This window comes from Kitasatospora sp. NPDC127060 (assembly GCF_042724935.1).
GTDB lineage: Bacteria > Actinomycetota > Actinomycetes > Streptomycetales > Streptomycetaceae > Kitasatospora.
In genome coordinates this window covers 80,541-106,040 of record NZ_JBHXEG010000017.1, presented here as the reverse complement: position 1 = coordinate 106,040, position 25,500 = coordinate 80,541, and the positions used below count along the sequence as shown (strand labels likewise).

Annotated in this window: 25 protein-coding genes and 2 pseudogenes; 15 read left to right on the top strand and 12 right to left on the bottom strand. The window is 74.2% G+C overall.

Going from position 1 to position 25,500, the window contains the following annotated elements; translation table 11 throughout:
- Positions 1-36: 36 nt before the first annotated feature.
- Positions 37-561, bottom strand: a complete 525-nt coding sequence (locus ACFWIS_RS13150; RefSeq protein WP_380459501.1) for a hypothetical protein — start codon at positions 559-561, stop codon at positions 37-39.
- 178 nt (positions 562-739) lie between these two features.
- On the opposite strand from ACFWIS_RS13150, the gene ACFWIS_RS13145 reads away from it, so the two are divergent.
- Positions 740-3,106 carry an ATP-binding protein gene (locus tag ACFWIS_RS13145; protein WP_380459499.1) on the top strand — a complete coding sequence of 789 codons (2,367 nt, stop codon included), beginning with the start codon at positions 740-742 and terminating at the stop codon, positions 3,104-3,106.
- 13 nt (positions 3,107-3,119) lie between these two features.
- Here the strand turns inward: ACFWIS_RS13145 and ACFWIS_RS13140 are convergent, their stop codons facing one another.
- On the bottom strand, positions 3,120-3,692 hold the full coding sequence (locus tag ACFWIS_RS13140) for a TetR/AcrR family transcriptional regulator (protein WP_380459497.1): 573 nt from the start codon (positions 3,690-3,692) through the stop codon (positions 3,120-3,122).
- A gap of 127 nt (positions 3,693-3,819) precedes the next feature.
- Between ACFWIS_RS13140 and ACFWIS_RS13135 the strand changes: the two genes are divergently transcribed.
- Entirely contained in the window at positions 3,820-4,557 is a 738-nt protein-coding gene (locus tag ACFWIS_RS13135; protein ID WP_380459495.1) for an SDR family oxidoreductase, read from the top strand.
- 177 nt (positions 4,558-4,734) lie between these two features.
- Positions 4,735-6,258: a tyrosinase family protein gene (locus ACFWIS_RS13130; RefSeq protein WP_380459493.1), complete on the top strand. Its 1,524-nt coding sequence runs from the start codon at positions 4,735-4,737 to the stop codon at positions 6,256-6,258.
- A 121-nt stretch (positions 6,259-6,379) separates the two neighbouring features.
- Here the strand turns inward: ACFWIS_RS13130 and ACFWIS_RS13125 are convergent, their stop codons facing one another.
- Positions 6,380-6,676, bottom strand: coding sequence for a hypothetical protein (locus tag ACFWIS_RS13125; protein ID WP_380459491.1), 297 nt, complete (start codon positions 6,674-6,676; stop codon positions 6,380-6,382).
- 110 nt (positions 6,677-6,786) lie between these two features.
- Positions 6,787-7,227, bottom strand: a complete 441-nt coding sequence (locus ACFWIS_RS13120) for a VOC family protein (protein WP_380459489.1) — start codon at positions 7,225-7,227, stop codon at positions 6,787-6,789.
- Positions 7,228-7,529: 302 nt separating this feature from the next.
- Between ACFWIS_RS13120 and ACFWIS_RS13115 the strand changes: the two genes are divergently transcribed.
- On the top strand, positions 7,530-8,462 hold the full coding sequence (locus tag ACFWIS_RS13115; RefSeq protein ID WP_380459487.1) for a YhjD/YihY/BrkB family envelope integrity protein: 933 nt from the start codon (positions 7,530-7,532) through the stop codon (positions 8,460-8,462).
- 28 nt (positions 8,463-8,490) lie between these two features.
- Here ACFWIS_RS13115 and ACFWIS_RS13110 read toward each other — a convergent pair whose 3' ends face one another.
- Entirely contained in the window at positions 8,491-9,060 is a 570-nt protein-coding gene (locus ACFWIS_RS13110) for a TetR/AcrR family transcriptional regulator (protein ID WP_380459485.1), read from the bottom strand.
- Positions 9,061-9,131: 71 nt separating this feature from the next.
- Here ACFWIS_RS13110 and ACFWIS_RS13105 point away from each other — a divergent pair, with 71 nt between their 5' ends.
- Positions 9,132-9,617, top strand: a complete 486-nt coding sequence (locus tag ACFWIS_RS13105; RefSeq protein ID WP_380459483.1) for an FBP domain-containing protein — start codon at positions 9,132-9,134, stop codon at positions 9,615-9,617.
- Between the two features lie 4 nt (positions 9,618-9,621).
- On the opposite strand, the gene ACFWIS_RS13100 is transcribed toward ACFWIS_RS13105, so the two are convergent.
- Positions 9,622-11,160 carry an IucA/IucC family protein gene (locus ACFWIS_RS13100; RefSeq protein WP_380459481.1) on the bottom strand — a complete coding sequence of 513 codons (1,539 nt, stop codon included), beginning with the start codon at positions 11,158-11,160 and terminating at the stop codon, positions 9,622-9,624.
- Between the two features lie 71 nt (positions 11,161-11,231).
- Here ACFWIS_RS13100 and ACFWIS_RS13095 point away from each other — a divergent pair, with 71 nt between their 5' ends.
- From ACFWIS_RS13095 to ACFWIS_RS13060, 8 genes are all read left to right on the top strand, one after another.
- Positions 11,232-12,722 (top strand): IucA/IucC family protein, encoded by a 1,491-nt coding sequence (locus ACFWIS_RS13095; RefSeq protein WP_380459479.1) that lies wholly within the window; start codon positions 11,232-11,234, stop codon positions 12,720-12,722.
- A 266-nt stretch (positions 12,723-12,988) separates the two neighbouring features.
- Complete coding sequence (locus ACFWIS_RS13090; RefSeq protein ID WP_380459477.1) at positions 12,989-13,807, top strand: PP2C family protein-serine/threonine phosphatase; 819 nt, start codon at positions 12,989-12,991, stop codon at positions 13,805-13,807.
- A 168-nt stretch (positions 13,808-13,975) separates the two neighbouring features.
- Complete coding sequence (locus ACFWIS_RS13085; RefSeq protein WP_380459475.1) at positions 13,976-14,992, top strand: MASE1 domain-containing protein; 1,017 nt, start codon at positions 13,976-13,978, stop codon at positions 14,990-14,992.
- A 234-nt stretch (positions 14,993-15,226) separates the two neighbouring features.
- Positions 15,227-16,675: a VIT1/CCC1 transporter family protein gene (locus ACFWIS_RS13080; RefSeq protein WP_380523850.1), complete on the top strand. Its 1,449-nt coding sequence runs from the start codon at positions 15,227-15,229 to the stop codon at positions 16,673-16,675.
- 569 nt (positions 16,676-17,244) lie between these two features.
- A complete protein-coding gene (locus tag ACFWIS_RS13075; RefSeq protein WP_380459471.1) occupies positions 17,245-17,940 on the top strand; it encodes an OsmC family protein in 696 nt (231 codons plus the stop codon).
- Positions 17,937-18,215, top strand: a complete 279-nt coding sequence (locus ACFWIS_RS13070) for a dsRBD fold-containing protein (RefSeq protein ID WP_380459469.1) — start codon at positions 17,937-17,939, stop codon at positions 18,213-18,215. The genes ACFWIS_RS13075 and ACFWIS_RS13070 overlap by 4 nt, the downstream gene beginning before the upstream one ends.
- 223 nt (positions 18,216-18,438) lie before the next feature.
- Positions 18,439-18,903 (top strand): universal stress protein, encoded by a 465-nt coding sequence (locus ACFWIS_RS13065; protein ID WP_380459467.1) that lies wholly within the window; start codon positions 18,439-18,441, stop codon positions 18,901-18,903.
- Complete coding sequence (locus ACFWIS_RS13060; RefSeq protein ID WP_380459465.1) at positions 18,900-20,126, top strand: PP2C family protein-serine/threonine phosphatase; 1,227 nt, start codon at positions 18,900-18,902, stop codon at positions 20,124-20,126. Before ACFWIS_RS13065 ends, ACFWIS_RS13060 begins: the two co-directional genes overlap by 4 nt.
- Positions 20,127-20,619: 493 nt before the next feature.
- On the opposite strand, the gene ACFWIS_RS13055 is transcribed toward ACFWIS_RS13060, so the two are convergent.
- From ACFWIS_RS13055 to ACFWIS_RS13035, 5 genes are all read right to left on the bottom strand, one after another.
- Complete coding sequence (locus tag ACFWIS_RS13055; protein WP_380459463.1) at positions 20,620-21,798, bottom strand: MAB_1171c family putative transporter; 1,179 nt, start codon at positions 21,796-21,798, stop codon at positions 20,620-20,622.
- Entirely contained in the window at positions 21,798-22,319 is a 522-nt protein-coding gene (locus tag ACFWIS_RS13050; RefSeq protein WP_380459461.1) for a regulator component, read from the bottom strand. The genes ACFWIS_RS13055 and ACFWIS_RS13050 overlap by 1 nt, the downstream gene beginning before the upstream one ends.
- A 61-nt stretch (positions 22,320-22,380) precedes the next feature.
- A complete protein-coding gene (locus tag ACFWIS_RS13045; RefSeq protein ID WP_380459460.1) occupies positions 22,381-22,959 on the bottom strand; it encodes a hypothetical protein in 579 nt (192 codons plus the stop codon).
- Positions 22,960-23,086: 127 nt separating this feature from the next.
- Positions 23,087-23,446 (bottom strand): isomerase, encoded by a 360-nt coding sequence (locus tag ACFWIS_RS13040; RefSeq protein WP_380459458.1) that lies wholly within the window; start codon positions 23,444-23,446, stop codon positions 23,087-23,089.
- Positions 23,447-23,640: 194 nt separating this feature from the next.
- Complete coding sequence (locus ACFWIS_RS13035) at positions 23,641-24,033, bottom strand: ribonuclease domain-containing protein (RefSeq protein WP_380459456.1); 393 nt, start codon at positions 24,031-24,033, stop codon at positions 23,641-23,643.
- Positions 24,034-24,252: 219 nt separating this feature from the next.
- Between ACFWIS_RS13035 and ACFWIS_RS13030 the strand changes: the two are divergent.
- Positions 24,253-24,411: pseudogene (locus tag ACFWIS_RS13030) on the top strand (glycosyltransferase); the annotation flags it as partial.
- 428 nt (positions 24,412-24,839) lie between these two features.
- On the opposite strand, the gene ACFWIS_RS13025 reads toward ACFWIS_RS13030, so the two are convergent.
- The gene (locus ACFWIS_RS13025; protein ID WP_380523848.1) at positions 24,840-25,127 is read right to left on the bottom strand and encodes a hypothetical protein; all 288 of its coding nucleotides are present in this window, start codon (positions 25,125-25,127) and stop codon (positions 24,840-24,842) included.
- On the opposite strand from ACFWIS_RS13025, the pseudogene ACFWIS_RS13020 reads away from it, so the two are divergent.
- Positions 25,036-25,332, top strand: a pseudogene (locus ACFWIS_RS13020) (glycosyltransferase); the annotation flags it as partial. The gene ACFWIS_RS13025 and the pseudogene ACFWIS_RS13020 overlap by 92 nt on opposite strands.
- Positions 25,333-25,500 lie beyond the last annotated feature (168 nt).

Here is a 25,500-nt window from a genome sequence, read left to right as displayed (position 1 = left end):
CGTGGCCGCGGCTCGGCGCCGGAGTCGGCGGGCGGATCAGTTGTGCACGTCGACACAAGTGCCGGTGTACCCCCCGCCGTTGGCGTTGCTGAGGGCGCACCACCGGCCCTCGGCCAGATAGGCGTTCGGGGCGTAGGTGACGGTGTACCAGTTGCCGCCGACCGCGTAGAACGTCGACTCCGCCACGACCACCCCGGACGGGCTCCTGACCTTGATGTCGGCCGAGGTGCTCGATCCGTAGTGGGTGCTGTTGGTCATCTCGTGCACGAAGAAGCCGCTGCCGTCGACGCTGAAGCAGACCTGCGGGTCGATGCCGCTGCACCCGCCGCCCGAGGCCGGCTGCGGCGGCTCGGTCGACCGGTCGACGGCTAGCACCCCGTCCGCCGTCCGTACCTCCCGGACCAGGACGGCTCCGGCCCGGGCCGGCCCGCCGGCCGACGGAATGGCCGCCGAGGCCCCGACGGTGCCGGCGCTGCCGAGGGTCGCGACGGCCACGGCGCCCGCCACCGCCCTGACCAGGCCCCTGCTCGGACGTCTCGGAGCCGGAGCGGGCGCGTTCATGGGTGCCTCCTCGGTGTGATCACGTCGGCGTTCATCCTCCCGGCGGTGCGGCGGAGCCGACCACGACGTTGACCTGACGTTGACCTGACACTTGGGCCGCGGGGGGCTACTCTCGTTCGCGATCCGGGTCGGACGGGCGGGGCGACGGCACGGGTCCGCGAGGATCCGGGGGGACTGGGTGGGAGCTGCTGATTTCGCCGCGCTGTTGCGGGAGCGACGCCTGACGGCGGGGTGGAGCCAGGACGAGCTCGCGGACCGCTCCGGGGTGTCGGCCCGGTCGATCAGCGCCCTGGAGGCGGGCGGTCGCCGGCCGCGACTGTCCTCCGTGGTCCGGCTCGCCGAGGCGCTCGGCCTCGACCCGGACACCCGCGCCCGCTGGCTGACGGCCGTCCGGGACGCCGGCCCGGCGACGCCGGACGCCCCGGCTCCGCCGTCCCTCCCGCCCCTCTCGCTGACCGCGCCCGGCACGACCCGCACGCCCGGCGCCACCGGCCCCCAGCAACTGCCGATGGCCATCCGGCACTTCACCGGCCGCGCCCGGGAACTCCGGCTGCTCGACGAACTGCTGGCCGACGTCGCCCCCGGCGGCGGCACCGACGCCGTGCCCGGCTGCGGCGCCGTGGTGATCTCCGCGATCGCCGGCACCGCGGGCATCGGCAAGACCACCCTGGCCGTGCACTTCGCCCACCGGGTCGCCGACCGCTTCCCCGACGGCCAGCTGTTCGCCAACCTGCGCGGCTTCGACCCGGCCAGGGCGCCGGTCGCCGCCGCCGACGTGGCCCGCGGCTTCCTGGACGCACTGGGCGTGCCGGCCCCGCGCGTCCCCGCCGACCCGGACGGGCAGCTGGCGCTGCTGCGCAGTCGGCTGGCCGGCACCCGGACCCTGATCGTCCTCGACAACGTCCGCGAGGCGGAGCAGGTCCGCCCGCTGCTGCCGGGCTCCGACACCTGCCTGGTCGTGGTCACCAGCCGCAACCGGCTGCCGGGACTGGTCGCCCTGGACGGCGCCGTCCCGTTGCCCCTGGACGTGCTCTCCCCCGCCGAGGCCCGCGAACTCTTCGCCCGCCGGCTGGGCGCCGCCGTCGTCGCGGAGCAGCAGGAGGCGGCCGACGAGCTGATCGAGCTGTGTGCCCGGCTGCCGCTGGCGTTGAACATCGCCGCGGCCCGGGCCGCCGACCAGCCCGACACCCCGCTCGGCGTCTGGGCGCGCGAACTGCGCGACTCCCGGGTGCGCCTGGACCTCCTCTCGGCCGGCGACAGCCACGCCGACGTCCGGGTGGTGTTCTCCTGGTCCTACCGGGCGCTGGCCCCGCGGGCCGCCCGGCTGTTCCGGCTGCTCGGCCTGCACCCCGGCCCGCACATCAGCGCGGCGGCGGCCGCGAGCCTCGCGGGCCTGCCGCTGCCCGAGACCCGCGCGCTGCTGGAGGACCTGCACCGGGCCCACCTGATCGCCGCACCGGAACGGGACCGGTACACCTTCCACGACCTGCTGCGCGCCTACGCCGCCGAACAGGCCGCCGCCCTCGACTCCCCGCCGGAGCAGGCCGACGCGACGCTGCGGATGCTCGACCACTACCTCCACACCGCGGACCGCGCCGCCTGCCTCGCCTACGCGGACGACGCCGCCTGGCAGCCGCTCGGCCTCGCGGAGCCCGCCCCCGGGGTGGCGCCCGAGGAGCTCGCCGACCGGCGGCAGGCACTCGCCTGGTACCGGGAGGAGCAGCCGGTGCTGGAGCGGATCGTCGACTCCGCGCACCGGGCCGGGTCCGACGTCCACGCCTGGCAGTTGGTCGGCGCCCAGGTGCCGTACCTGCTCAAGTCGGGGCTGTGGCAGCAGTGGCAGCGCGCCGGGGAGACCGCGCTGGCCGCCGCCGAACGCACCGGGGACCTCGGCCACCAGGCTCACGCCCACCGCTGGCTCGGCCAGGTGCACCGCTCCCAGGACCGCCAGCCCGAGGCCCAGCGCGAACTGCGGCTGGCGCTCGGCCTGTTCGACGCGCTCGGCGACCGGCCGCGCCAGGGCCGCACCCAGTTGGACCTCGCCATCGCCCACGGGGAGGAACGGGCCAACGCCGAGGCCGTGGCCGAGTCCCGCCGAGCCCTGGAGCTGTTCCGGTCCATCGACGACCCGTCCGGGCAGGCCCTCGCCCTCAACAGCATCGGCTGGTACCTGGCCCAGCAGGGCGAGCTGCGGGAGGCGCTCCCCTACTGCCGGCAGGCCCTCGACCTGGCCCGCGCCACCGGCAACCTGCCCGGCCAGTCCTCGATCTGGGACAGCATCGGCTTCGTCCACCACCACCTCGGCGAGTACCACGAGGCGCTCCCGGCCTACCGGGAGTCGCTGCGCCTGCGGCAGCGGATCGGCGACTACTTCCTCCAGGCCGAGATCCACACCCACCTCGGCGACACCCACCTCGCCCTCGGCGACACCGAGGCCGCCCGGGCCGCCTGGACCAGCGGCCTCGCCATCCTGGAGGACCTCCAGCACCGCGACGCCGACGCGGTCCGGGCCCGCCTCGACCGCTGCCCCGGCCCCGGGTCATAGCGCGGGCCGACCGTCATGGTCGGATCGTCAGGCCGTCCAGGACGAGATCGAGCAGGCGCTCCGCCTGCTCGCGCCGTTCGGGGCTCGCCGAGGTGAGGGCGATGCCTTCGAGCGCGACGCCGATGTCGGTGGGGCTGATGTCGGTGCGGATCGTGCCGGCGGCCGCGCAGGCATCCATGAGGGCGGTCAGGGCCGCCCGGATCATGTCCCGGCTGTCACCGTACGGGTTGTCCCCCGTCGCGGCGATGGCACGCAGGGCGTCGATCATGCCGTACTTGGTGGCCACGTAGTCCAGGAAGAGGCGGGCCCAGGCACGCAGGGCGTCGAAGGGCGGTTTCGCCGCCAGCAGCGCGGGGGCCGCGTCGCACAGCTGGGCCACCTCATTGCGGTACACGGCCTCGACCAGCGCTTCACGGGTGGGGAAGTTGCGGTACAGCGTCGCGCTGCCCACGCCCGCCTCTTTGGCGATGCGCTCCAGGTGGACGCCGAGCCCCTCCGTCGCGAACTCCCGTGCCGCCACCGCGAGGATCTTCTCCCGGTTGCGCCGCGCGTCGGCTCGCAACGGCCGCTGCGTTCCTTCGGCCATGGTGCCTGCCGTCCTTTCTCGAAACTCCCCGCTTGCTAAACGGAGGCGCGCCCACTTAGCCTGACGTCAACTGGGGGCGCCCCCGGTTCCACCCTACCGGCCTCACGCACCCCACCGAGGACTCTCCATGACAGGCATCAAGGGCAAGGTGATCGCGCTCACCGGCGCCAGCAGCGGCATCGGCGAGGCGACCGCGATCCATCTCGCCGAACAGGGAGCCCACCTGGCGCTCGGCGCCCGGCGGGAGGACCGCTTGAACGCGGTGGTCGACCGGATCACGACACAGGGCGGCTCGGCCGTCGGAGTCGTCGTCGACGTCACGCGCCGCGAGGACATGAAGCGCCTGACCGACGCGTGCATCGACCGATTCGGGCGACTCGACGTCCTGATCTCCAACGCGGGCACCATGGCCGTCTCGCCGTTCGACGAGCTGCGCCAGGACGACTGGGACGCCATGGTCGCCACCCACATCACCGGCCTGCTGAACGGCATCGGGGCCGCACTGCCCGTCTTCCGGCAGCAGCGCTCCGGACACTTCGTCAATGTCGCCTCCACCGCGGCCTACGTCGTCAGATCCCCCCAGGCTGTCTACGCGGCCACCAAGACGGCGGTGAAGGTGCTCACCGAGGGCCTGCGCCAGGAATCGGGGCCCGACCTGCGTGTCACCCTCGTCTCCCCCGGCTTCACCGACACCGAAGGCATCGGCAAGGGAGCCGGTCCCGAAGTCGCGGCCGCGCTGACCCGGCAGCGGGACGAGATCGCCATGCCACCGTCGGCGATCGCCTCCGCCATCGGCTACGCCATCGAACAGCCCGACGGCATCGACGTCAGCGAGGTCGTCGTCCGCCCCACCGCGCAAGCCTGAACACGGCGAGCCGGCGCCACTCGACAGCCGCCTCCCGGGTGGAAAGAGGCCCGGCGCGACGCTCCTCCGGGCACGGGTCCGTGTCGATCGCAGAGCGAACTTTTGCCGTACCACATACTCACAACCGCAAAAGATCCTTGTACGACCGACCCCCTGACCCAAGCCCGTGGAGGCCCCATGACCACGCCCCAGCCCGGCCCGGCCGACGATCCGGTCGTCGCCTCGCCGACGTACCTCGCGGACATCCGCACCTACTTCCGCCCCGAGGACGTCGACCACATGGCCGCCAAGGGGATCGACCTCGGCACCTACGACGGGGTCAAGAGGAACGCACTGGCGATCTTCGCCCACACCTCGCCACCGAACCCGGACATGCCCCCGGACGCGGCGGGGCAGTGGAGCGCCAACCGCTCCCAGACGTTCAAGAACTGGATCGTCAACGGATACCCCCTCGGTACCGCGCCGGCCCCGACCGCGCCCCCTGCCGGACCCGCACCGACCCGGCTGCGCAAGGACATCACCACCCTCACCGACGCCGAATTCGCCCTCCTGACCACCGCGTTCAACGGCATCATGGCCCGCGACACCACGGCCCCGGACGGCTACTTCGCGCTGGCCGGCCAGCACGGCCTCCCGCAGGCCTGGTGCCTGCACCACGAGAACCGCTTCAACCCCTGGCACCGCCCGTACCTGATCGAGTTCGAGGACGCGCTGCGCTCCGTCCCGGGCTGCCAGGACGTCACACTCCCCTACTGGGACATCTCGACGCCGCTGCCGGACCGCCTGCAGCACCCGCCGTTCGACAAGTACGTCCTGCCGGCCGACCCCGGCGCCACCGCGCATCCGCCGAGGACCGGCTTCTTCCCGTACACGACCCAGCGCTACCCGGTCGCCCACATCACGAAGAACGTCAGGGACTTCGGGGTCCTGGACGACATCACCACGTCGATGGCCCAGTCACTGTGGGGCGCGTACAACACCAACGGCTACCAGGACTTCTCGATCCAGGCCCACGACAGCGGCCACGGATCGATCGGGCCGACGATGGGCAACCAGGCCGTCTCCGCCTTCGACCCGGTGTTCTGGTTCTTCCACTGCAACATCGACCGGCTCTGGCTGAGCTGGCAGACCCGCGCCACCGCGACCACCCTGGCCGGCTTCCGCACCACCCTGGCGGGGCAGGACCCCAGCTGGCTCACGACACCGCCGCTCAACGCACTGCCGCCGTTCACCGCCACCGCCGACCAGACGATCGCCACCGACATCTCGTACGACCGGCTGGACCTCCCCAGCCACGCGGAGGGCGGAACGGGCGGCATGGGCGTCATGGAGAACCTGACCGGAAGCATCGACGCCGCCCGCACCTTCGCCTTCCGCAGCAGCGATCCGGTCTCGGTGCGGGTGAAGGGGATCGACCGGCTGAACATCCCGGGATCGTTCATCGTGACCCTGCTCGCCGACGGTGAGCCGCTCGCCAAGCGGTTCTTCTTCCAGCCGGACGACCCGCGGCGCTGTGAGACGTGCAAGCAGCACGGCATCGTCAACCTCGACTTCCGGATGCCGCAGGAACAACTCGCCGACAAGACACTGTCCGTACGCATCGACGTGCCGGGCCACGCCGGGGAGATCGGCACGGCCTTCCCGCTCGCCCAGGCGGGCAACCCCACCGTCAACGCGCGGCTGCTGGTCGGGGAGGCGTAGCCGTCACCGTCCCCCGTCACCGCCTCGTCACCACGCCTTCACCACGTTCACCCGGGAGCCCTGGACCTCAGGGCGACCGGGTGAACTGCCGTGTGCGGCCCACTCACCGGGCCGGCACGAGTCAGACGAGGATGACGACGAACACCGCCGCCGCCAGCAGCAGGACGAGCGTCAACGCCGGTGTCCCGGTGCGCGCATCGGGACCGGAGGTGACGGCAGCCCACGAAACGACGGGGACCGCCAGCGAGAGGACGATCGCCAGCCACGTCACGGTACCCATCGGCACCCCGGCGACCTCGGCCCCGAAAACGGTCGTGAACATCACCAGCAGCCAGGCCGTCGCGGTCAGCACCGCCCAGGCCGCACGTGCGGTCCACCGCTGGGCCGGGTCGGCCGCGTGGAAGTCGGTGCGGGTCATCGTCCAGATCCGGGTCCAGTTCGCCACCGGAACATTCTGTCGAAAGGCACCTCCGGGCACCAGCGGCGGGCCGACCTCGTTCCCGGCCGTACACCACGGCTCCGTGAGGGTCAGCCGATCCGTTCGGCCAGCGCGACGATGATTCCCGAGGGGCCGCGGAGGTTGCAGAGTCGGTAGGCGTCCTCGTACTGTGCCACCTCGCCGAGGAGTTCGGCGCCGTGGCGGCGCAGGCGGGCGATGGTGTCGTCGATGTCGTCGACGGCGAACATGACCCGGTGCAGGCCCAGGGTGTTGGGTGGCGGGTCGGGCGGTCCGGCGGTGACCGCCGCGGGGGTGTGGAACTTCGTCAGTTCCAGCTTTCCGTGGCCGTCCGGGGTGCGCAGCATCGCGATGGCGCTGCGGACCCCGCGCAGGCCGAGCATCCGCTCCGGGCAGACCCCTTCGAGCTGCGCTTCGCCTTCCAACTCCATGCCCAGCTCGGTGAAGAAGGCGACGGCCGCCTCCAGGTCGTCGACCACGATGCCGACGTTGTCCAGCCGCTGAATCGTCATGAGAGTGCTCTTACCACCATTGCCCCGTGGAGCGCGATGACCGGCACCTCGCGAAAGCCGTCCGCACGAGATCCGGTGGCCGCCGGGGTCCGTCCGGCGGATCTTGCCGGACGGACCCCGGACGTGCCCCGGGGCTCCGGTCCGTTGCGCCGAACGCCCGCCCCATGCACCGAACGATGGTCCGTTGCGGCGAACGGCGGTCCGCCCGAGGTGCCGTCCACCCGCCCGTCGCCCAGCCTGGGACGGAGTCGGGAGTGCACACGCCGGTGACGAACCCGACGAACCGCCGGAGGGAGGACGCGATGGCGGAAGAGCGCGGTCGGCCCGTCCGCGCCCACTGGATCCGCGCCAGGTCCACCTGGTTGCGTGGGCGTACGGCGACGCTGCGCGACGCCCCGTTCCCGCGCCGACTGGCGGCGCAGCTGATCCACATCCACGTCCTGGACATCGCCACCCGGCTCGCGGCGCAGGCCTTCCTGACCGCCGTCCCGGCGCTCTTCGTCCTGGCCGCCTTCATGCCCAACGAGGTGCGCAGCAGCATCTCCGACTCGCTGCGGACCGTCCTCGGGCTCCAGGACGCCTCGCTCGCCGAGGTCGAACAGGTGCTCCGGGCCAACGGGACCAGCACCGCCGACGCCTTCGGCGGCGTCGGGATCGTGGTGACCCTCCTCGCGGCCACCAGTTGCAGCCGGGTACTGCAGCGGCTCTGCGAACGAAGCTGGCACCTGCCCCATCTGGCCGGGCGGCTGGCGGCCTGGCGGTGGCTCGCCTGGCTGCTCGTGTGGCTCGCCGCCCTGGTCGTCCAGGGCCACGTGCGGTCCGGCTTCGGCGCGGGCGGCGTGCTCGGGATCGCGCTCTACCTGGTCTCGGCCGTCCTCCTGTGGTGGTGGACGCCCCACCTGCTGCTCGGTGGCCGGGTGCCCTGGCTCCCGCTGCTGCCCGGGGCCGTGCTGACCGGCGCCGCGCTGACGGCGCTCGCCTGGGCGTCGCGGCTCTACGTCCCCCGCTCGCTGAACCGCAGCGTGACCCAGTTCGGCCCGCTCGGGCTCGTCTTCACCTTGCTCAGCTGGCTCATCGTGGTGTTCACGGCCGTCGCGCTGGCCATCGGCACCGGGTACGTGGTGGCCGGCCAGGGCCGGCTGGCCCGGCTGCTGGGCACTCCGGAGACCCCCGCGCCCGCGGCGCCCCCGGAGACCACGGAGCCCCCCGAGCCCACGACGGCGGGCGGTGGGTGAGGCGCGCGGCCTGCGGGCCGGGCCGCTGTCAGGCCTTGGGCCAGTTGCGCAGCAGGGCGTCGAGGGCGTCCAGGACGCGCGACCAGGTCTGCTCGGTGGTGCGCGGGGTGTGCTGGAAGCTCCCCGCCCGTTCCAGGGCGACGTAGCCGTGGAAGGTGCTGCCGAGCAGGCGGACGGCGTCGGTCTCGTCGGGCTCCGCGAGGTCGTAGCCGCGCAGGATCGCGCGGGTCATCGCGGAGTGCCGGACGGCGGCGCTGTTGAGCGCCGTCTCGTAGTCGAGTTCGAGCTGGGCGGCGGCGTAGCGGCCGGGGTGTTCGAGGGCGTAGTCGCGGTAGGCGTTGGCGAAGGCGGCCAGGGCGTCCTTGCCCGCCCGGCCGGCCAGGGCCGCGGCGACCCGGTCGGCGAGTTCCTCCAGGGCGAGCAGGGCGATCCTGGTCTTGAGGTCCTGGGAGTTCCGGACGTGCGAGTACAGGCTCGCGTCCTTGACGCCGAAGCGGCGCGCCAGCGCCGAGACGGTGACCTTGTCGAAGCCGACCTCGTCGGCCAGCTCCGCACCCGCGCGGGTGAGTCGTTCCGCGTTCAGTCCTACGCGTGCCATGTGCTTCCCTTCGATCGCCTCGGCTGATTATACATTTGCCTAATACTCCTAGGTAATTTACGTTGATGCTCATGAAGCCGATGACCGAACCAGAGATCCGCGCCGCCTTCGTCAACTGCAGCAAGGGCGAGGCGAAGCGCCTGTACGTGCCGCGTGACCTGCCCGATCTCCCCTGGGACGACCTGGACTTCCTCGGCTGGCGCGACCCCCAGGCCCCTGACCGCGCCTACCTCGCCGCGGAGGTCGACGGCCGCGCCGTGGCCGTCGCGCTGCGCTCCTCCAACGCCGCCTCCTGGCAGGCCCGGCGCAGCATCTGCTCGCTCTGCGTGACCACCCACACCGGGGGCGTCTCGCTGCTGGTCGCCCCGCTGGCCGGGAAGGCCGGCAAGCAGGGCAACTCCGTCGGCGCCTACATGTGCGCCGACCTCGCCTGCTCGCTCTACGTCCGCGGCAAGCGCGAGGTCGGCACCCGGCTCCACGAGTCGCTCACCGTCGAGGAGAAGATCCGGCGCACGACGGCCAACCTCGCCGCCTTCGTCGCCAAGGTCACCGCGTGAACCGCTACGGAAGACACCGGGCCGCGGCCAGGGGGTTGGGGACAGCCACGAACCGCGGCTCGGTGCCGTCCGCGTCGATCCAGCGGGAGAGCAGGTTGGCCTTGCCCGGCAGCGTGGCCGCGGACAGCAGCGCCGCGGTCTCCGGGAGGCCGAGTTCCTTGTCGCACCGCTCGAACTCCCGCCGGGCGACCGGCCACAGCGCGCCCGCCGCCCGGGGGTAGCGGTGCGCGAGGGCCCCGGCGATCTCACCGAGGTTGTTGACGACGAGGCAGTACACCAGGCGCCGCCAGGACGCCTCGCGGGGCGTCTCCGGGAGGACCCTGGCCCCCTCGGCGTCGCGGAAGACGGCCTGGACGGGACGGCCGTCCGCGCCCACGGCGATCAGGGTGTTCTGCAGATGGCACTCGACCGCCACCCCGTGCCGCGCGTACGCCTCCAGCACCGGCGGGACGACCTGCCCCAGGTAGGCCTCCCACCACCCCAGCGGATCGGCGAGGCGATCGAGCGGACTGCCGTCGAAGCCCTCGGCGAGCCCGGCCGCCAGGACCGGGGTGGCACCCGGCACCACGTGTTGGTCCAGACCGTCGCGGACCAGGACCGGAAGGACCTCCTCGAGGCCGCGGACCGTGCGGTACCCGGGTTCGGCCAACCAGGCCGCCGGGCCGCCCATGGCCGCGAAGGCGGCCGCGACCAGCGGGTCGGTGCGACGCCCCTGGCGCAGTTCGTGCCGCCGCATCCGCCGGATGTCGTTGGTGATCCGCACCTCCAGGCTGAACTTCAGGAACAGGTCGGCCGATCCGGGCCCCTCGGGGCTCCCGGGCACCTGGACGGTGCGCACCGAGGAGGTCGCCCGGGCTCGCCAAGGAGTGGTGCCGAGCCGGATCAGCCGCCCCTCGGCGAAGCCGGCGCGCACGGCCGGCCGGCGGTGGGTGAGGGCGAACTGCCAGGGGTGGACAGGCAGCAGGCGGTAGCCGGGCGGCGCCTGGCCCAGTCGGTCGAGGGCCCGGGTGTCGCCCGCTTCGACCACCGCGTCCGCGCGCACACCGAGCAGCAGGAGCGGGAACCGCGCGTACACCTCCGGGGCGTAGCGCAGCCAGGCGGCGGGCGGGCCACCGCCGCCGCGGGCCTTGGGGGCCGGGTGGCAGGGATGGCCCGCGACGAGGGCCGCCTCGGAGCGCAACCACAGGTCATCGGGCGGGGCGGCGTGGGCGCGGGCTTCCAGGATCGCCTCCACGGCCGCCCGACTGGCCGTCGCCTCGGCGACCAGGGCAGGGTTGGAATGCCCGGTGACGGCCCGCATCTCCTGGGCGGCGACCTCGACCAGTTCGGCGTGGTCCAACGGCTGCCAGGCCGCACCGGTCCACAGTTCGGGCGAGGAGGGCCGATGGCCGGCGCACACCCGGAGCAGCCTGCCGCTGGCGCTCAGCCGGTGGACGGTGCGGCCGGTGGATGTGCTCGCCGCCGGCTCGACGGCCTCGCGCAGGAGGCAGCTGAGCAGCGGAGCGACGGACAGTGCGTCGGCTGCCGGGGCGAAGTGATCCATCCGCCACCAATACCACCCACCGGCCCGCATGATGTCCGCGACGGCCTGCCCGCTGGTGATGGGAGAGCGCAATGCCCGACGGTGCCGCCGAACGGAGGCTGGCGGAGGACCTGGCCGACCTCCGTCCGGAGCTGGTCGACACCTATCTCGCCGCGCTGCCCGGCGCGCGGGCCGCGGTGCTGGCCCGGTTCTGGCGGGGGCTCGTCCATGAACCCCTGCCCTGGATCGAGAAACGCGTTCGCACCCCGGACGGGGTCGGCCTGCTGCTCGCGGACGGGCGGCTGCTGTACGGCCCGCCCTGCGACCCGTGGGCCACCGGGACGGCCGTCGCCCACGTCGAACTGGACGGCCGCCGGTTCGACCGTCCGGCCCGGCTGCTGACGGCGCTGGCCGTGCCCGGCGGCCGGGGGTACGCCGGCGAACTCGATCACAGCGTCGCGTCGATGGCGCTCTCCCGCACCGCCCCCCGCCCCGCCGGGCCGCCCGCGGCGCCGTGGGAGTGGGAGCAGCGGTCACCGGACGGGCACCCCTACCACCCCGCCTGCCGGTCCCGCCCCGGCTTCTCGGCCACCGAGCAGCTGGCGTACGCGCCGGAGCACCGGCCCGTGGTGGCCCTGCGGCTCGCACCGGTGGCCGGCGCCGTGCTGCGCGGCCCGTGGCCGGCCGAGCTGCGCGACGGCCCGCTCGTGCTGATCCCGGTGCACCCCTGGCAGGCCGAGCACACCCTGACCGGCCGGCCCCTGCGGTCCGGCCCGAGCGCCCATCCGCTGCTGTCCCTGCGCACGCTCGACCTCGGCGGGGGCATCCACGTCAAGACCGCGCTGAGCGTGCAACTCACCTCCGCGGTGCGCGACATCTCCGCCTATTCGGTGGAGCACGCGCTGACCACCTCCGAGATCGCCGCCCGGGCCGCGGACCACCTCGGCGGCCGGCTGCACATCGCGAGGACCCTGGCCGCCGCGGGCGACGGCACCGCGGACCTGGCGGCGATGCTGCGGCAGTCCCCGTACGAGTACGCCGAAGCGGGGGAACAGGTGGTGCCGGTGGCGGAACTCCCCGCGTACTTCGCACCGCTCCCGCCCGACCGACGACGGGAGCGGATCACCGAGTTCGCACGCCTGGCCGTGTCCGTCTGCCTGGACCTGCTCGGCCTGGGCGTGGCCCTGGAAGCGCACGGCCAGAACCTCCTCGCCGTCCTCGACCGGGACGGCCGCGCCCGTCGGCTGGTCTACCGCGACCTGGCGGACATCCGGATGAGCCCCGTACGCCTTGGCCGGCACGGAATCCGCCCACCGATGACCGGCCGGCTCCTGGAGGACGACCCCACCCGGCTGCGCCGCAAGGTCCTCGGCTGCCTGCTCACCGGCGCCCTGGGCCCCCTGGCCGGAAGCGAGGCAGCGCTCGGCACGCTCCTCCGGACCGCGACCCGGGACCTCCCCCCGACCCCCGACCTGCAAGCCCTCCTGACGCACCCGCTACCGGCCAAGGCCCTCACCCTGATGCGGCTGACCCCCGGCAGCGACCACTGGGCCCACCTCCCCAACCCGGCCCTGCTCCACTGAACCCGCGGCACCGGGCGACGGCCCGACCAGGCCGCGGGCCTGGAGCACGGGGCGGTGGCGACCGCCGGCCCGTCAGGGCGTCGTGCCGCCGCGCAACTCCGCCGGGTTTCGACCCCGCCCGGGCGGCCCGCCGGTCACCGTGTGTCCGGCGGGGCGCACTGTCGGTCCGGTCGCCGCCGTCGGCGGGCCGCTCGGGCGGCCGTCGCCCGTTCGGCCGACATACGCTGGCCCTGAGCACCCCGCCCCCACACACCGCCGGAGGGTCGATGAGCCGTCGCCGCCCCACCGATCGCCCGAGCGCGGACGCCCTGCTGACCGAGCTCGGCCGGCTCACCGCTTCCGCGCTGGAGCAGGCCGAGCTCCAGCGGGCCCGGGTGGAGCTGGCCGAGGCGTTGCAGCGCGAGCTGCTGCCGACCGCGCTGCCGCAGCCGCCCGGGCTGCGGGCCGCCGCCCGGTACGCGCCGGCCCGGCACGGACTGAGCATCGGCGGTGACTGGTACGACGGCTTCCGGCTGCCGGACGACTCGGTGGCCTTCTCCCTCGGCGACGTCCAGGGCCATGACGTGGAGGCGGCGGCGATCATGGGCCAGGTGCGAGTCGGCCTGCGCGCCGTGGCGGCGACGGCCGCGGACCCCGGCGAGGTCCTCGGCCGCGCCAATGACCTGCTGATCTCCATGGACAGCCGCCGCTTCGCCACCTGCAGCTTCCTGCGCTACGACCCGGCCACCGGGGACCTCTCGCACGCCCGTGCCGGGCACGTCCCACCGATCTGGGCGAACGGCGACGGCCGCTGGGGGCACTGCCCCGACGACGACGGCGGCCCGCCACTGGGCGTGCTGCCCGGCCAGACGTACCCGGTCAGCCACCACCGGCTCTCCGGGACCGGGGTCGTCGCGCTGGTCACGGACGGGGTGGTCGAGGGGCCGGCGTTCCCGATCGAGGCCGGACTGGCCCGGGTGGCGGCCGTGCTGCGGGAGCGGATCGCGGACGACCCGGACGTACTGGCAGCCGAACTGCTGGAGGTCGCCGACCTGACCGGACACACGGACGACGCGGCGGTGCTGGTGCTGCGCCACGACGACTGAGCCCCGACAGCTGAGCCCCGACAGCTGAGCCAGGACAGGACTGAGCCACTGAGCCTCGACGGCTGAGCCACCGAGCCAGGACGACTGAGCCAGGACGACTGAGCCGCGGCCCGGCGACCGGAAGCCCGGGCGTGTCACGCCCGCTCCACGGTGCCCGAACGTAGTCAGATGACTACCATGCCGCCGACCACCGCGCCCCGTTCCCGCGACCCCCGCCACCTGGCCGCGGCCGCCGCGCGCCTGCTCGCGGTCACCGCGGTCTATCTCGCCGCCGGGCGGATCGGCCTGCTGCAACAGGTGGTGATCGACGGGGCCAAGGTCACCCCCCTCTGGCCGCCGACCGGGATCGCGCTCACCTGCCTGCTGCTGTTCGGGCTCCGCATCTGGCCCGGCGTGGCCCTGGGCGCGTTCCTGGTGATCATCGTCACCGGGCCCCCGCGCTGGGGATCGCTCGGCATCGTCACCGGTAACACCCTGGCCCCGATCGCCGCCTACCTGATGCTGCGCAGGGCCAGGTTCCGGATCGAGCTGGACCGGCTCCGGGACGGCATGGCCCTGGTCTTCCTGGGAGCGTTCACCGGGATGCTGATCAGCTCCGGCATCGGCACCGGCGTCCTGGTCCTGAACGGGACCCTGCCGGCCGACGGGTTCTGGTCCACCTGGTCGGCCTGGTGGACCGGCGACGCGATGGGCGTCCTCGTGGTCACCCCGCTGCTGCTGGCGCTGCGCGCGGCTCGGCTGCCCGCCGGTCTCGGCGCGTTCGACTGGGTCGAGCCGGTGCTGCTGCTGGCCGGCACCGCCGCCGTCACCGTGATCGTCACCACCACCACGCTGAGCCTGCTCTTCCTGGTCTTCCCCTTCCTGATCTGGGCCGCGCTCCGCTTCCAGTTGCCCGGCGCGGCGCCCTGCGTACTCCTGGTCTCGGTGCTCACCATCGCGGCGGCCACCAACCACGCCGGTCCGTTCGCCGGGCACGGGCTGGTCGCCGACATGGTGATGCTGCAGGCGCTCAACGGCTGCGCGGCGCTCACCGGACTGCTGCTGTCCGCGATCGTCGCCGAGCAGCGCACCACCTACCGGCGGATCGAGCAGGCCTGCGTCGAACTCGCCGAGGTCGTGCACCGACTGGCTCCCGGCAAGATCGACCCCAATCGGTGGCTGCCGCCGGAGGACGGCTCCCGGTAGCCACTCCCCCGCGGCCCGAGGACAGCGCCGACATCGCCCGATAGCTCGCCTCGGACCCCCGAGGTCCGTCCCCTGATGGCAAGCGGAGGCCGAGCCACCCCTCACCGCCTACGGCCCCGACCACCACCCGGCCGCCTGTCACCTCCCGCTCCGGCCCGCCCCCGGCCCCCGGTCCGCGGCGACCGGTTCGACCACCCCGCCGAGCCCGTCGCCCCTTCCTCGCGACGTGCGCGGATGACGACGGTTCCGCGCCGCGTCGCGATCGGCGCCGTGCGTGAACGGCCCCGCGCAAGTCGGGCGATCGGACCTGCGGTCGTCCGGATCACCTTCGGGCTCCTGTGGGCCGTCGACGCCTCCTTCAAATGGCTGCCCGGCTTCATCCGCGGCCGGACCGTGCCGAAGGAACTGGGCAAGGCCGCCACCATCCACGCCCCGGTCCTGCACCAGTGGACCGCCCTGTGGCACGGCATCGTTGACGCACAACCCGGACCGTTCGCCGTCGGCACCGCCCTCACCGGGACCTGCATCGCCCTCGGCCTGATCTTCGGCGTGCTCAGCACCCTGGTCTTCATCGGCAGCGCCGTGTTCTCCTTCGGCATCTGGTCCGCAGCCGAGGCATTCCACCTGCCCTGGACGAAGGACGGCATCACCGACCCGGGCCCCTCCGTCGCCTACATCTTCGCGTCCCCGGCCCTCCTCCGCGCCTCCGCCGGAGCCGCCTGGAGCCTCGACACCAGACTCCGCCCCCCTGCTGGGCCGCTTCGCCCCGCTCAGCTCCCCCGACGCCTCCGCCCTCGTCGCGTCGATGCGCTGACCGGCCCGCCACCCCACCCGCGTCCCCCGGCCGACCGGCCGGGGGCGGCACCCCCCTGCCGCCCCCGGAACCCCCGTACGGCCGTCCCGGGGCGACAACCCGCACCCCCGCCACCGAGACTCGACCATGACGTCCCGACGGAAGCAGCCAGCACGATGACCCGCCGCGCCCGGACCGCACCCCACACCGAGAGCCACGCCGCCGGCCGCGCCGGATGGTTACGTGCGGCCGTCCTCGGTGCCAACGACGGCCTGGTCTCCATCGCCAGCCTGATGGTCGGCTTGGCCGCCGCCGGCGTCAGCACGTCCGCGGTCGTCACCGGCGGCCTCGCCGGCCTCTCCGCCGGCTCCCTTTCCATGGCCGCCGGCGAGTACGTCTCCGTCAGCTCCCAGGTCGACGTGGAGACCGCCGACCGGGCCAAGGAGGCCCGCGAGCTCGCCGAAGCCCCGGAGGCCGAGCTGGCCGAACTCACCGGCATCTACGAGAGCCGGGGTGTCCCGTCCGAGCTCGCCCGCCAGGTCGCCGAGGCCCTGCACCGGGCCGACCCGCTCCAGGCCCACCTGCGTGACGAACTCGGCCACAGCGAACACAGCGCCGCCAACCCCCTGCAGGCAGCCCTGGCCTCCGCCGCCAGCTTCCTGGTCGGTGGGCTCGTCCCCTTCCTCGGGCTCCTCGCCTCCACCGACACCGCGCGCCTGTGGCTCATCGTCGCCGTCACCGTCTGCGGCCTCGCCCTGGCCGGAGCCCTCGCGGCCCGGGCCGCCGGCACCGCTCTGTTGCGTCCGACCCTGCGCGTCGTCGTCGGCGGCGGAATCGCCATGGCCATCACCGCCGCCGTCGGCCAACTCGCCCACGTGGCGGGAGTCTGAAGCACACCACGGCCGACCTGGTACGCCCGGCCCCCGAACACCTCCGGCGTGGACCACCCGACGACGGCCTCACCTGGTGCCGATCCTTCGTCCGGTGACCTCGCTCGGACGGGTACGGCCCCACAGCGGGCGGGCGCCCACCGGCCCAGGGGCCGGTCCCCGGCAGGGCGGCCACCGCCCCGGCGACGGTCCGAGCTTCCGGCGGGGTCGGCGGTGCGGGTCGAGGGCCCAACGGCCCTGGATCCACCGACCGAGCCGCCTCGTGCCGGGGCGGGAACGGAAGTCATCGGGCGATCGGCGCGACGGTCGCACCCTCCCCTTCGCCGGGCCTGCCGCCACGGTGCCGTACCGGGTGCGATGCGGCCGACAGTCGCGGGCCCCTGCCCACGGAGATTCTCCACCCCGGTTCGGCGGTCCCTCCGGTCTCCTCCGAGCACACCGGGCCGCCCCTGCCGATGGGGCCCATCGGAGGGCCGAAGGGCCCTGCCGCCCCGGCCCCGGGCGGCGGTCCCCTGAGTAGTGGAGGCCCGTGCCACCCGGCCGGGCCCGGAGAACCCGGAGGCGGCGCCGTGCTGACCGACGACTCCCGCACCATCACCCAGCAGCTGATGCACACCGTCTCCGGGCGGACCATCGGGGTGTCCCGCTACACGCCGGAGGTCCTGCCGGACACCGGCCGCGTCGTCCTCGACACGGCCTGCGAACCGTACGACACGGACCAGGTCTGGGCCTCGCTCACGCCCGCCGAGGCCCGCCGACTGGCCGGGATGCTGCTCCGCCAGGCCGCCGCCGTCGACCGTCCCGGGGCTACGCGGGCCGGGCGGATCGAGGTCGACCCGGTGGCCGGGGACCTGTACGCCATCGGACTGCGGTCGCACGCCCTGGCCGTCGACCAGCCCCTCGAAGCGGGCGGCGGCGACGCCGCCCCGACCCCGGTCGAGCTGTGCGCCTCGGCCCTGGCCTCCTGCACCGCCCACTACGCCGGCGGCTACCTCGACCGGCACGGCATCAGCCGCGAGGGCCTGCGCGTCACCGCCGACTTCACCATGGCCCAGGACCGCCCGGCCCGAATCGCCGCAGTGTCCATCGAGGTCACCGCACCCGGCCTGCCACCCGCGCGGGAGGCCGGCCTGCTCGCCGTCGTCCGTCACTGCACGGTCAAGAACACGCTCGAACACCCGCCCCACGTCACCGTCACGATCGGCGGCAGCTCACGGCCCGGGGCCACCACCCCGGGCGCACCGATCCGGGAGGCCCGGAGATGACCACGCACGCCACGACACCGATGCGCACCAAACGGTGGACCCTGCGCCTCGACCTGTTCGAGGAGGGCGACACCACCAAGGTCCACGCCGTCCTCGACACCGGCGACACCAGTTTGGAGTCCCGCACCACCGCGCGCCGCAACCCGCACGACCCGCCCGTCCCCGAGATCGGCGACGAGTACGCCGCCGCCCGCGCCCTGATCGACCTCGGCCACCGCCTCCTGCGCGCGGGTCTCTCGGACTCCGCCGCCAACGACCGTTCCGAAAGCGGCTGAACGGACTGCCGGCCGGTCCGCGGGCGGTTCGACAGCTGACCCTTCGTCGTCGGCTGAGTTCCGACCCTCGCGTCTTCGCCTTGCGGCGGGGGTGGGGAGTAGCCCCACGGGCCTCGTCGAGAGCTGCTCCCGGTCCCCGTCTCGCAGTGGCTCTCCGGCTGGCGTGGCGCGTGCGGATCGAAGATGGTGGCGGTGGGGACGGTGCAGTTGGCGGAGGTGTGTGATGCATGAGGAGAGCGCCCGTTCAGCGCGGATCGTCGTCGGTGTGGACGGTTCACCGGCGTCCAGGGCGGCGCTGCGCTGGGCGGTTCGGCAAGCGGAGCTGACCGGTGCCGCCGTGGACGCGGTGATCGCCTGGCAGTACCCGGTCGGCTACGGGTCGCCCTCGGCCGTCGTGCCGGACTTCGACTTCGCCCGCAACGCGCGCCAGGGCCTGGCCGAGACCGTCGCGGAGGCCACGGCCGGGGCGCCGCAGGTCGAGGTCCGGCAACAGGTCGTCCAGGACCACCCCGCTGCGGCGCTCCTCGACGCCGCGGCCACCGCGGATCTTCTCGTCCTGGGCAACCGCGGGCACGGCGGATTCACCGAGGCCCTGCTGGGCTCGGTCAGCCAGCACTGTGTCCACCACGCGCGCTGCCCGGTCGTCGTCGTGCGCGCCGCCGAGCCCGAACCCCGGTCAGGACCGTGACCGGCGAGGCGATCGACTACCGGGCGGTGTTCCGCGCCCTGCCCGGCATGGTCGCCCTGCTCACCCCGGAGCTGGTGTACGCCGACGCCAACGACGACTTCCTCGGCCTGTCCGGACGCACCCGAGAGCAGCTCGTCGGCCGGTACCTCTTCGACGTCTTCCCCGACAACCCGGACGACCCCGCCGCCACCGGAGCCCGCAACCTGGAGGTGTCCCTGCGCAGGGTCCTGGCGTCCGGTGAGCGCGACACCATGGCCCTGCAGCGCTACGACGTCGAATCGACCTCCCGGCCCGGTGAGTGGGAGGAACGCTACTGGAGCCCCGTCAATGCCCCCGTGCGCGACAGCGAGGGCCGCACGGTGCTGCTCGTCCACCGGGTCGAGGAGATCACCCAGCTCATCCGCGCCCACGGCCTGCCCGAGGGAAACCGCGCCCGCGTCCTGGAGGCCGAGCTCTACACCCGTGCCCGCGAACTCCAGGAGGTCAACGAGCGCCTGCGCGAGGCCCACTCCCGTGAACGGGAGGTCGCGCTCGTGCTCCAGGAGGCCATGCTGCCCGCTCCCCGACCGCTCGAACGCCACCACGCCGCGGTCCGCTACCGGCCCGCCATGGGCGCCCTCAACGTCTGCGGGGACTGGTACGACCTCGCCGAGCTGCCGGACGGCCGCGTCGCGGTCGCCGTCGGTGACGTGGTCGGCCACGGCCTGGTCGCCGCCGGTGTCATGGGCCAGCTCCGCAGTGCCCTCAGTGCCGCGTCCCGGGTCTCCGCCGGCCCCGCCCGGGCCCTGGAGGCGCTCGGGCTGTACGCCCGGTCCGTCGACGGCGCCGAATCCACCACCACCGCGGCCGTCTTCATCGACTCCGGCGCCGCCACGATCACCTACAGCAGCGCGGGCCATCTCCCACCCGCCCTGCTGAGAGGCGACGGCACCGTCGAGTTCCTCGACCAGGCCACCGACCCTCCGCTCGGTGCCCGTCCCGAACACCGGCCCCGGACCGAGGCCGTCATCCGATTCGCCAAGGGCGACACGCTCGTCCTCTACACCGACGGCCTGGTCGAACGCCGCCGTGAGGACATCGACACCGGACTGGAGCGCCTCGCGCGCGTCCTCACCACGAACCGCTCCGCCGACCCCGACGCCCTCGCCGACACCGTCCTCGCCGAACTCCTCCCACCCGGCGGGGCCACCGACGACACCGCACTCGTCGTCATCCGGCTCTGACGGCGGCTCCGACCCGCCGACGGACGCTGTCCGGTGCCGCGGCCCACGTGCCCGTTCGAACGGCGGCGCGGTTTGCGCGTACCTCTCCCCCTTGCCGTGGGCCTCGCTGTCGGGGCACTGCGGCTCGGATGCCGCTGGAGGCCGCGACCGTGCGGATCGCACTCCCGCCCACCCCCGTGGGACGGGAGTGCGATCCCCAGCCCGGCCCGGCTCCGCCCCGCTGACTCCACCCCGTGTCACGGACCGGACGGCGCCACCGGGAGTCCCTTCCGACGCCCCCCGGTGACCCACCGCGGAACCCGGAACCGCCCCGGCTGCCATCCGCCCTGAACATCCCCGGCCCCCTGGGTGGTAGCGGCGGGCCTCCCCGCACGGGTGACGATCATAATCGCCATCGAGCGAAAACCGCACCTCCCGGATGGCACCGACCGGCGAACGAAGTCGCCGGACAGGCCTCGCCCCGTCAACCCCCCGATGGGCTGGGCCCGTTCGTTCACACCGGGCTGCGCACCTCGGCCTCGGGCTCCCTGCCGAGCCGGCGGTAGGCGGCGGCGACCGCGAGCATCCAGGCGATCTCCTCGCGCGGGGTGCGGCCCCCGGTGGTGGCGGCGAGGGCCGCGGGCGGGGCGGGAGCCGGGAGGTCGCGGGCCCGGTGCCGGACGGCGGCGCGCAGCCAGCGGGCCTCGACCTGGGCGAGGTCCTCGTCGTCGGCGGGCACCGGTCCGCCGGCCGCGACGGCCGGGGTGTCCTCGCGCAGCACCAGGGCCGCGTCCCGGATGGCGAAGGCCCGGTGGGCCAGTTCGACCGAGCGGTCGCGGACGGTCAGCAGGTCGCGCAGCCGGCTGCTCGGAGTGCCCAGCACCACCTGCGGGACGGCGGCCACCACGTCCGCCCAGAGCCGGTGCAGCCGCCACAGCGCGTACTGGTCGCGCAGGTAGCCGACCACCGCCCGGGCGGGCGGGATGGTGACGCCCAGCACGAGCAGCACCAGCATCAGCGCCGGCAGCACCTCGCTCGGCGTGTCCTGGAGCGGCACCGGCTTGCCGTCGGCGTCGAACCGGGTCGCGTCTCCGTGGGAGAAGGTGAACCAGTACCGGTAGAGGGTGTACGTCAGGCCGGTCGCGCCCGAGGCCGCCAGGCAGGTCACGCCGACCCGCAGCGCCCCGCGCGGGACGGCGTGCCGGTTCGACCAGAACAGCACCATCGCCCGCGCACTGGCCAGCGCGAAGACGGTGTTGAACACGTACAGGTAGGCCTTCACCCCGGGGTCGCCGAAGTGGGCGTCGATGCCGAAACCGCCGTCGGCGTCGTGCGGGAGGGCGAAGACGAACAGCAGGGTCAGCGCGACGCCCGCGACCACCGTGAGCAGCAACCGGACCCGGGCGGCCCCGGGCCGCTCCGGCCGGTGGCGGACCTCCTGGACGTACTCCAGCAGGAAGTACGCCGCGGCGGTCCCGGCCAGGTGCTTCAACAACTGGGTGACGTCCCGGATCCCGGTGAGCCCGGCCAGCGCCCGCTCCACGAACGCCGGTCGGCAGCTGAGCCCGAGGGCGATCGCGGCGAAGGCGGCCCAGAGCGCGCGGTTGGCCCGGGTGGCGAAGGCCGAGGGGGCCCGCCAGAGCACGACGCCCCAGATCAGCGAGGGCATCAGCCAGGTGAACAGCGGGCGCATCAGGACTTCCTCCACCGGGGCGGGCGTATCGGGTGCAGCAGGCTCGCGGCCAGCCGGCCGGAGACCGGGCTCGGGTCGGTGGTGGTGCCGACCAGGTCGGCGAGCAGCAGGGCGAGCATCTCGGCCTCCTGCTCCTCGGCGGTGTGGTAGCTCGTCCGGCCGGCGCCCATCAGCTGGGCGATCAGTTCGGGCGTCAGGTCGGGCAGCAGGGCCGTCAGCCGGGAGAGTTCGAGGGTGCCGGTGTGGCCGCACAGCACGTGGCCGAGCTCGTGCAGCTTGATCAGGTCCTGGTGGGCCGGGCTGGTGCGTTCCTCGTAGTAGACGACGTCGATGCTGGGCAGCGCGATCCACAGGCCGCAGGGCAGGTCGGGGCCGAGCGCGGGTAGCGGCTCCATGACGATGCGCCGGCCCCGCTCGCGTTCCAGTGCGGCGCGGAAGCCCTCGACGGTGAAGGGGGTGGGCAGGCTCAGACCGGAGAGCCGCTGCTCACAGCGGCGGCGCAGGCCACGGGGGAAGGCCAAGGGGAGGGTGTTCCTTCGGAGCGGGGGCGGGCGGGAGCGGGTCGGAGGGCGGCGCTCCCACTCATCTGCCGTCGGTCGGGTCCGCGCTCCGGCCGAGGGCTGCCCTGCCCGGGGCGTCCGTGCCGGGAGCGTCCGCGTCGCTCGCGTTCTGTTCCAGCTTGCGGAGGTTGTCGGCGAGCGAGAGCAGGACCTTCAGGCTGCCGTCCGACAGCGCGGAGGCCCGCTTGACCAGGTTGACCACCCCGTCGTTGCCGAGCGCCTGCTTCAACTCGGCGATCCGCTCCAACTGGTCGAGCTGCTCGTCGACCACGGCGGCCTTGGCGTCGTCCAGGAAGTAGCTCGCGCCGGCGCCGATCCCGAAGCCCCGGCCCAGCCAGTCGAGCGTGTCCACCGTGGGGTTGCAGGCCTGGCCCTTCTGGTTCAGGCCGAGGTGGAGGTTGCGCACCGTGTCGCGGGAGATGACGTCCCGCCCGGCCAGGCGGTTGATCCGGTCGGCGAGTTCGCGGTAGGCGGGCGGGCGTCCGCCGGAGCGGGCCGCTTCACGGGCCATCAGCCGGTCCACCCGACGGGCGATGGCCGAGGCACGCTCCCCCGGCTGCTCGGCCCCACCCGCTGCGTCGCTCGCTGCTGCCTTCACCATCTGCTTCCCCCTCCGCGGCTTTGTCACGATACCGTCGGTGTTCGACCGGACCACAACGGAGGGCACCCGGGGTGCGGGCCGCGCGGGCCGGCGGCGGCCGGCGGCGGCTGGCGGCGGCTGGCGGCGCTCAGCGGCCGGGGTGGTGGACGAAACGGTAGCTGTCGCGGTCGAGTTCGGTGACCTGCACGCCGATCGCGGCCGGCACCGTGATGCCCTCCCGCAGCACCTCCAGCACCCGGGCGGTCAGTTCGGCGCGCTGCGCGGCCGTTCGCCCGGCAAGGATCTTCACCTCCGCCAGCACCACGGCCTCACCGCTCGTACCGTCGCCGACGGTGTGGTGCCCGGCTGGGCGGAACACGGTCTTGCACTCCGGCAGAGTGGTGTCGATCGCCTCGATGACGGCCTTGTGCAGGGCGGCGGCCAGGGCGTCCAGCGCGGCCCGGTCGAGGGCGAGTTCGGCCGAGTGGTCGACCAGGATCTGCGGCACGGGGGTCCTCCGGAGCGGTGCGGGCGGGCAGCGCCCGACCCTATCGCGCGGTCCGTTCCGGGCGGTGCTCCGGGGACGGCAGGGGCCCCCGGGGGGGGGGGGGGGCCCGGGGGGGGGGGGGGGGGGGGGGGGGGGGGGGGGGGTGGGGGGGCGGGGCGGAGGGGCGGAGGGTGGCATTGCCGCCGTCAGCAGCCTCAGCAGCCGAAGTTGATCAGGCGGAAGGTCGCGTAGTGGTCGCCGGTGTAGTAGTCCTCCTGGGAGCGCTGGCCGGTGACGATCCGGCGGGTGCCACGGGTCGGGGCGCCCGGCGTCACCACGGTGTACTCGTGGTAGTAGCCGGAGCGCTGGGCGGGCAGCACGCCTTCCTTGTTGGTGAACACCACGCCGTCCTGGCGGTACGGGAACGGCCCGCCCCTGGCGATCAGGTCGAGGGTGGTCCGGGCCTGGGACGGCAGGGCGGACACGCACACCTTGCCGCTCACCGCGGCGTGCGCCTCGGTGGCGACGGCGACCGGTGCCAGGATGGCCAGGGAGAGCACGGCGACCGCGGCGGCACGGGTCTTCCACACGCGTAGAGTTCGGGTCATGCCAACAGGATGACGAGCCCGGGGGCCCGCCGGAAGTCACCTTCGGAGTCTTCATCTCCGGTCAACTCGCCGTACCCATCGATGACTTGAACCGGCCGGTCGACCGCCGTCGCAAGCCGTGGGCGGCCGGCGCCACGGCCCGGCGGTGAAGCCCGGGTGCTTCCTTCGGATCACGCGGTCCGGTGCCCGCCGGCCGGGCCGCGGTGGAGAATCACCCCCATGCGCATCCTGATCATCACCACCGGCTCCCGCGGGGACGTCGCACCGTTCACCGGCCTGGGCCGGCGTCTGGTGGACGCCGGGCACCAGGTCGCGGTGGCCGCCCATCCGACCTTCGAGACGCTGATCGAGTCCTGCGGCCTGGAGTACCGGCCACTGCCGGGGGACCCGAAGGAGCTGATCCTCGCCAGGGCCCGCGCGACGTCCCCGGAGGAGACCCGCGCGCTGATGACCGCCTTCGTGGACGGGATCGCCGACGGCGTGGCGGACGCCGCGGCGGGCGGAGCCGACCTGCTGCTCACCGCCTTCGCCCCGTCGCCACTCGCCCTGACGGCGGGTCAGGCCCACGGCGTGCCCGTCCTCGGCACGTACCTCACACCCGCCTTCGCCACCAGGGAGTTCCCGTTCCCGGGCCCCGGCGGCGGCGTGGACCTGGGGTCGGAGGGCAATCTCGCCTCCGGGCGGGAGCGGCTCCGCAGCGCGGAGCGGCTGTTCTCCGGCGCCGTGGCCCGGCTGCGCGAGCGCCTCGGCCTGCCCGGCACGGCGGCCCCGGAAGCGCTCGGGCACACCCGCCCGGTCGTCCACGGCTACAGCCCCCAGCTGGCGCCGCGCCCGGTGGACTGGCCGGCCCCGGTCGAGGTGGCGGGCTTCTGGTGGCCCGCCCGGCCACTGGGCTGGCAGCCGCCGGCCGACCTGGTCGACTTCCTCCAGGCCGGTCCGGCCCCGGTGTTCATCGGTTTCGGCAGCATGGCGCCGGAGGAGGGCGAGCGGCTCGGTGAGCTGGTGACGGCGGCGGTGCGGCAGACGGGCGTGCGCGCGGTGGTGCAGGCGGGCTGGGCCGGGCTGGCGGCAGCGGGCGACGGCGTCCTCTCCATCGGCGACGTGCCCCATGACTGGCTGTTCCCCCGCACCGCCGCCGCCGTCCACCACGCCGGGGCAGGCACCACCGGTGCCGCGCTGCGCGCCGGGGTCCCCGCCGTACCGGTGCCCGTGATGGCCGACCAGCCGTTCTGGGCGGCGCGGCTGCACGGGCTGGGACTCGCCCCGGAGCCCGTGCCGTTCGCGGACCTCACCGCCGAACGGCTCGCCGCCGCGATCACCGCCGCCCTGGCCGAGCCGCTCCGCCGCCGCGCGGCCGCCGTCGCCCGGCTCGTCGCGGGGGGGGGGCGGCGCCGCGCCCCCCCCCCGCCCCACCACCCCCGCCGCCCCCCAGGGGCCCCGGGGGCGGGGGGGGCCCCCCCCCCCCGG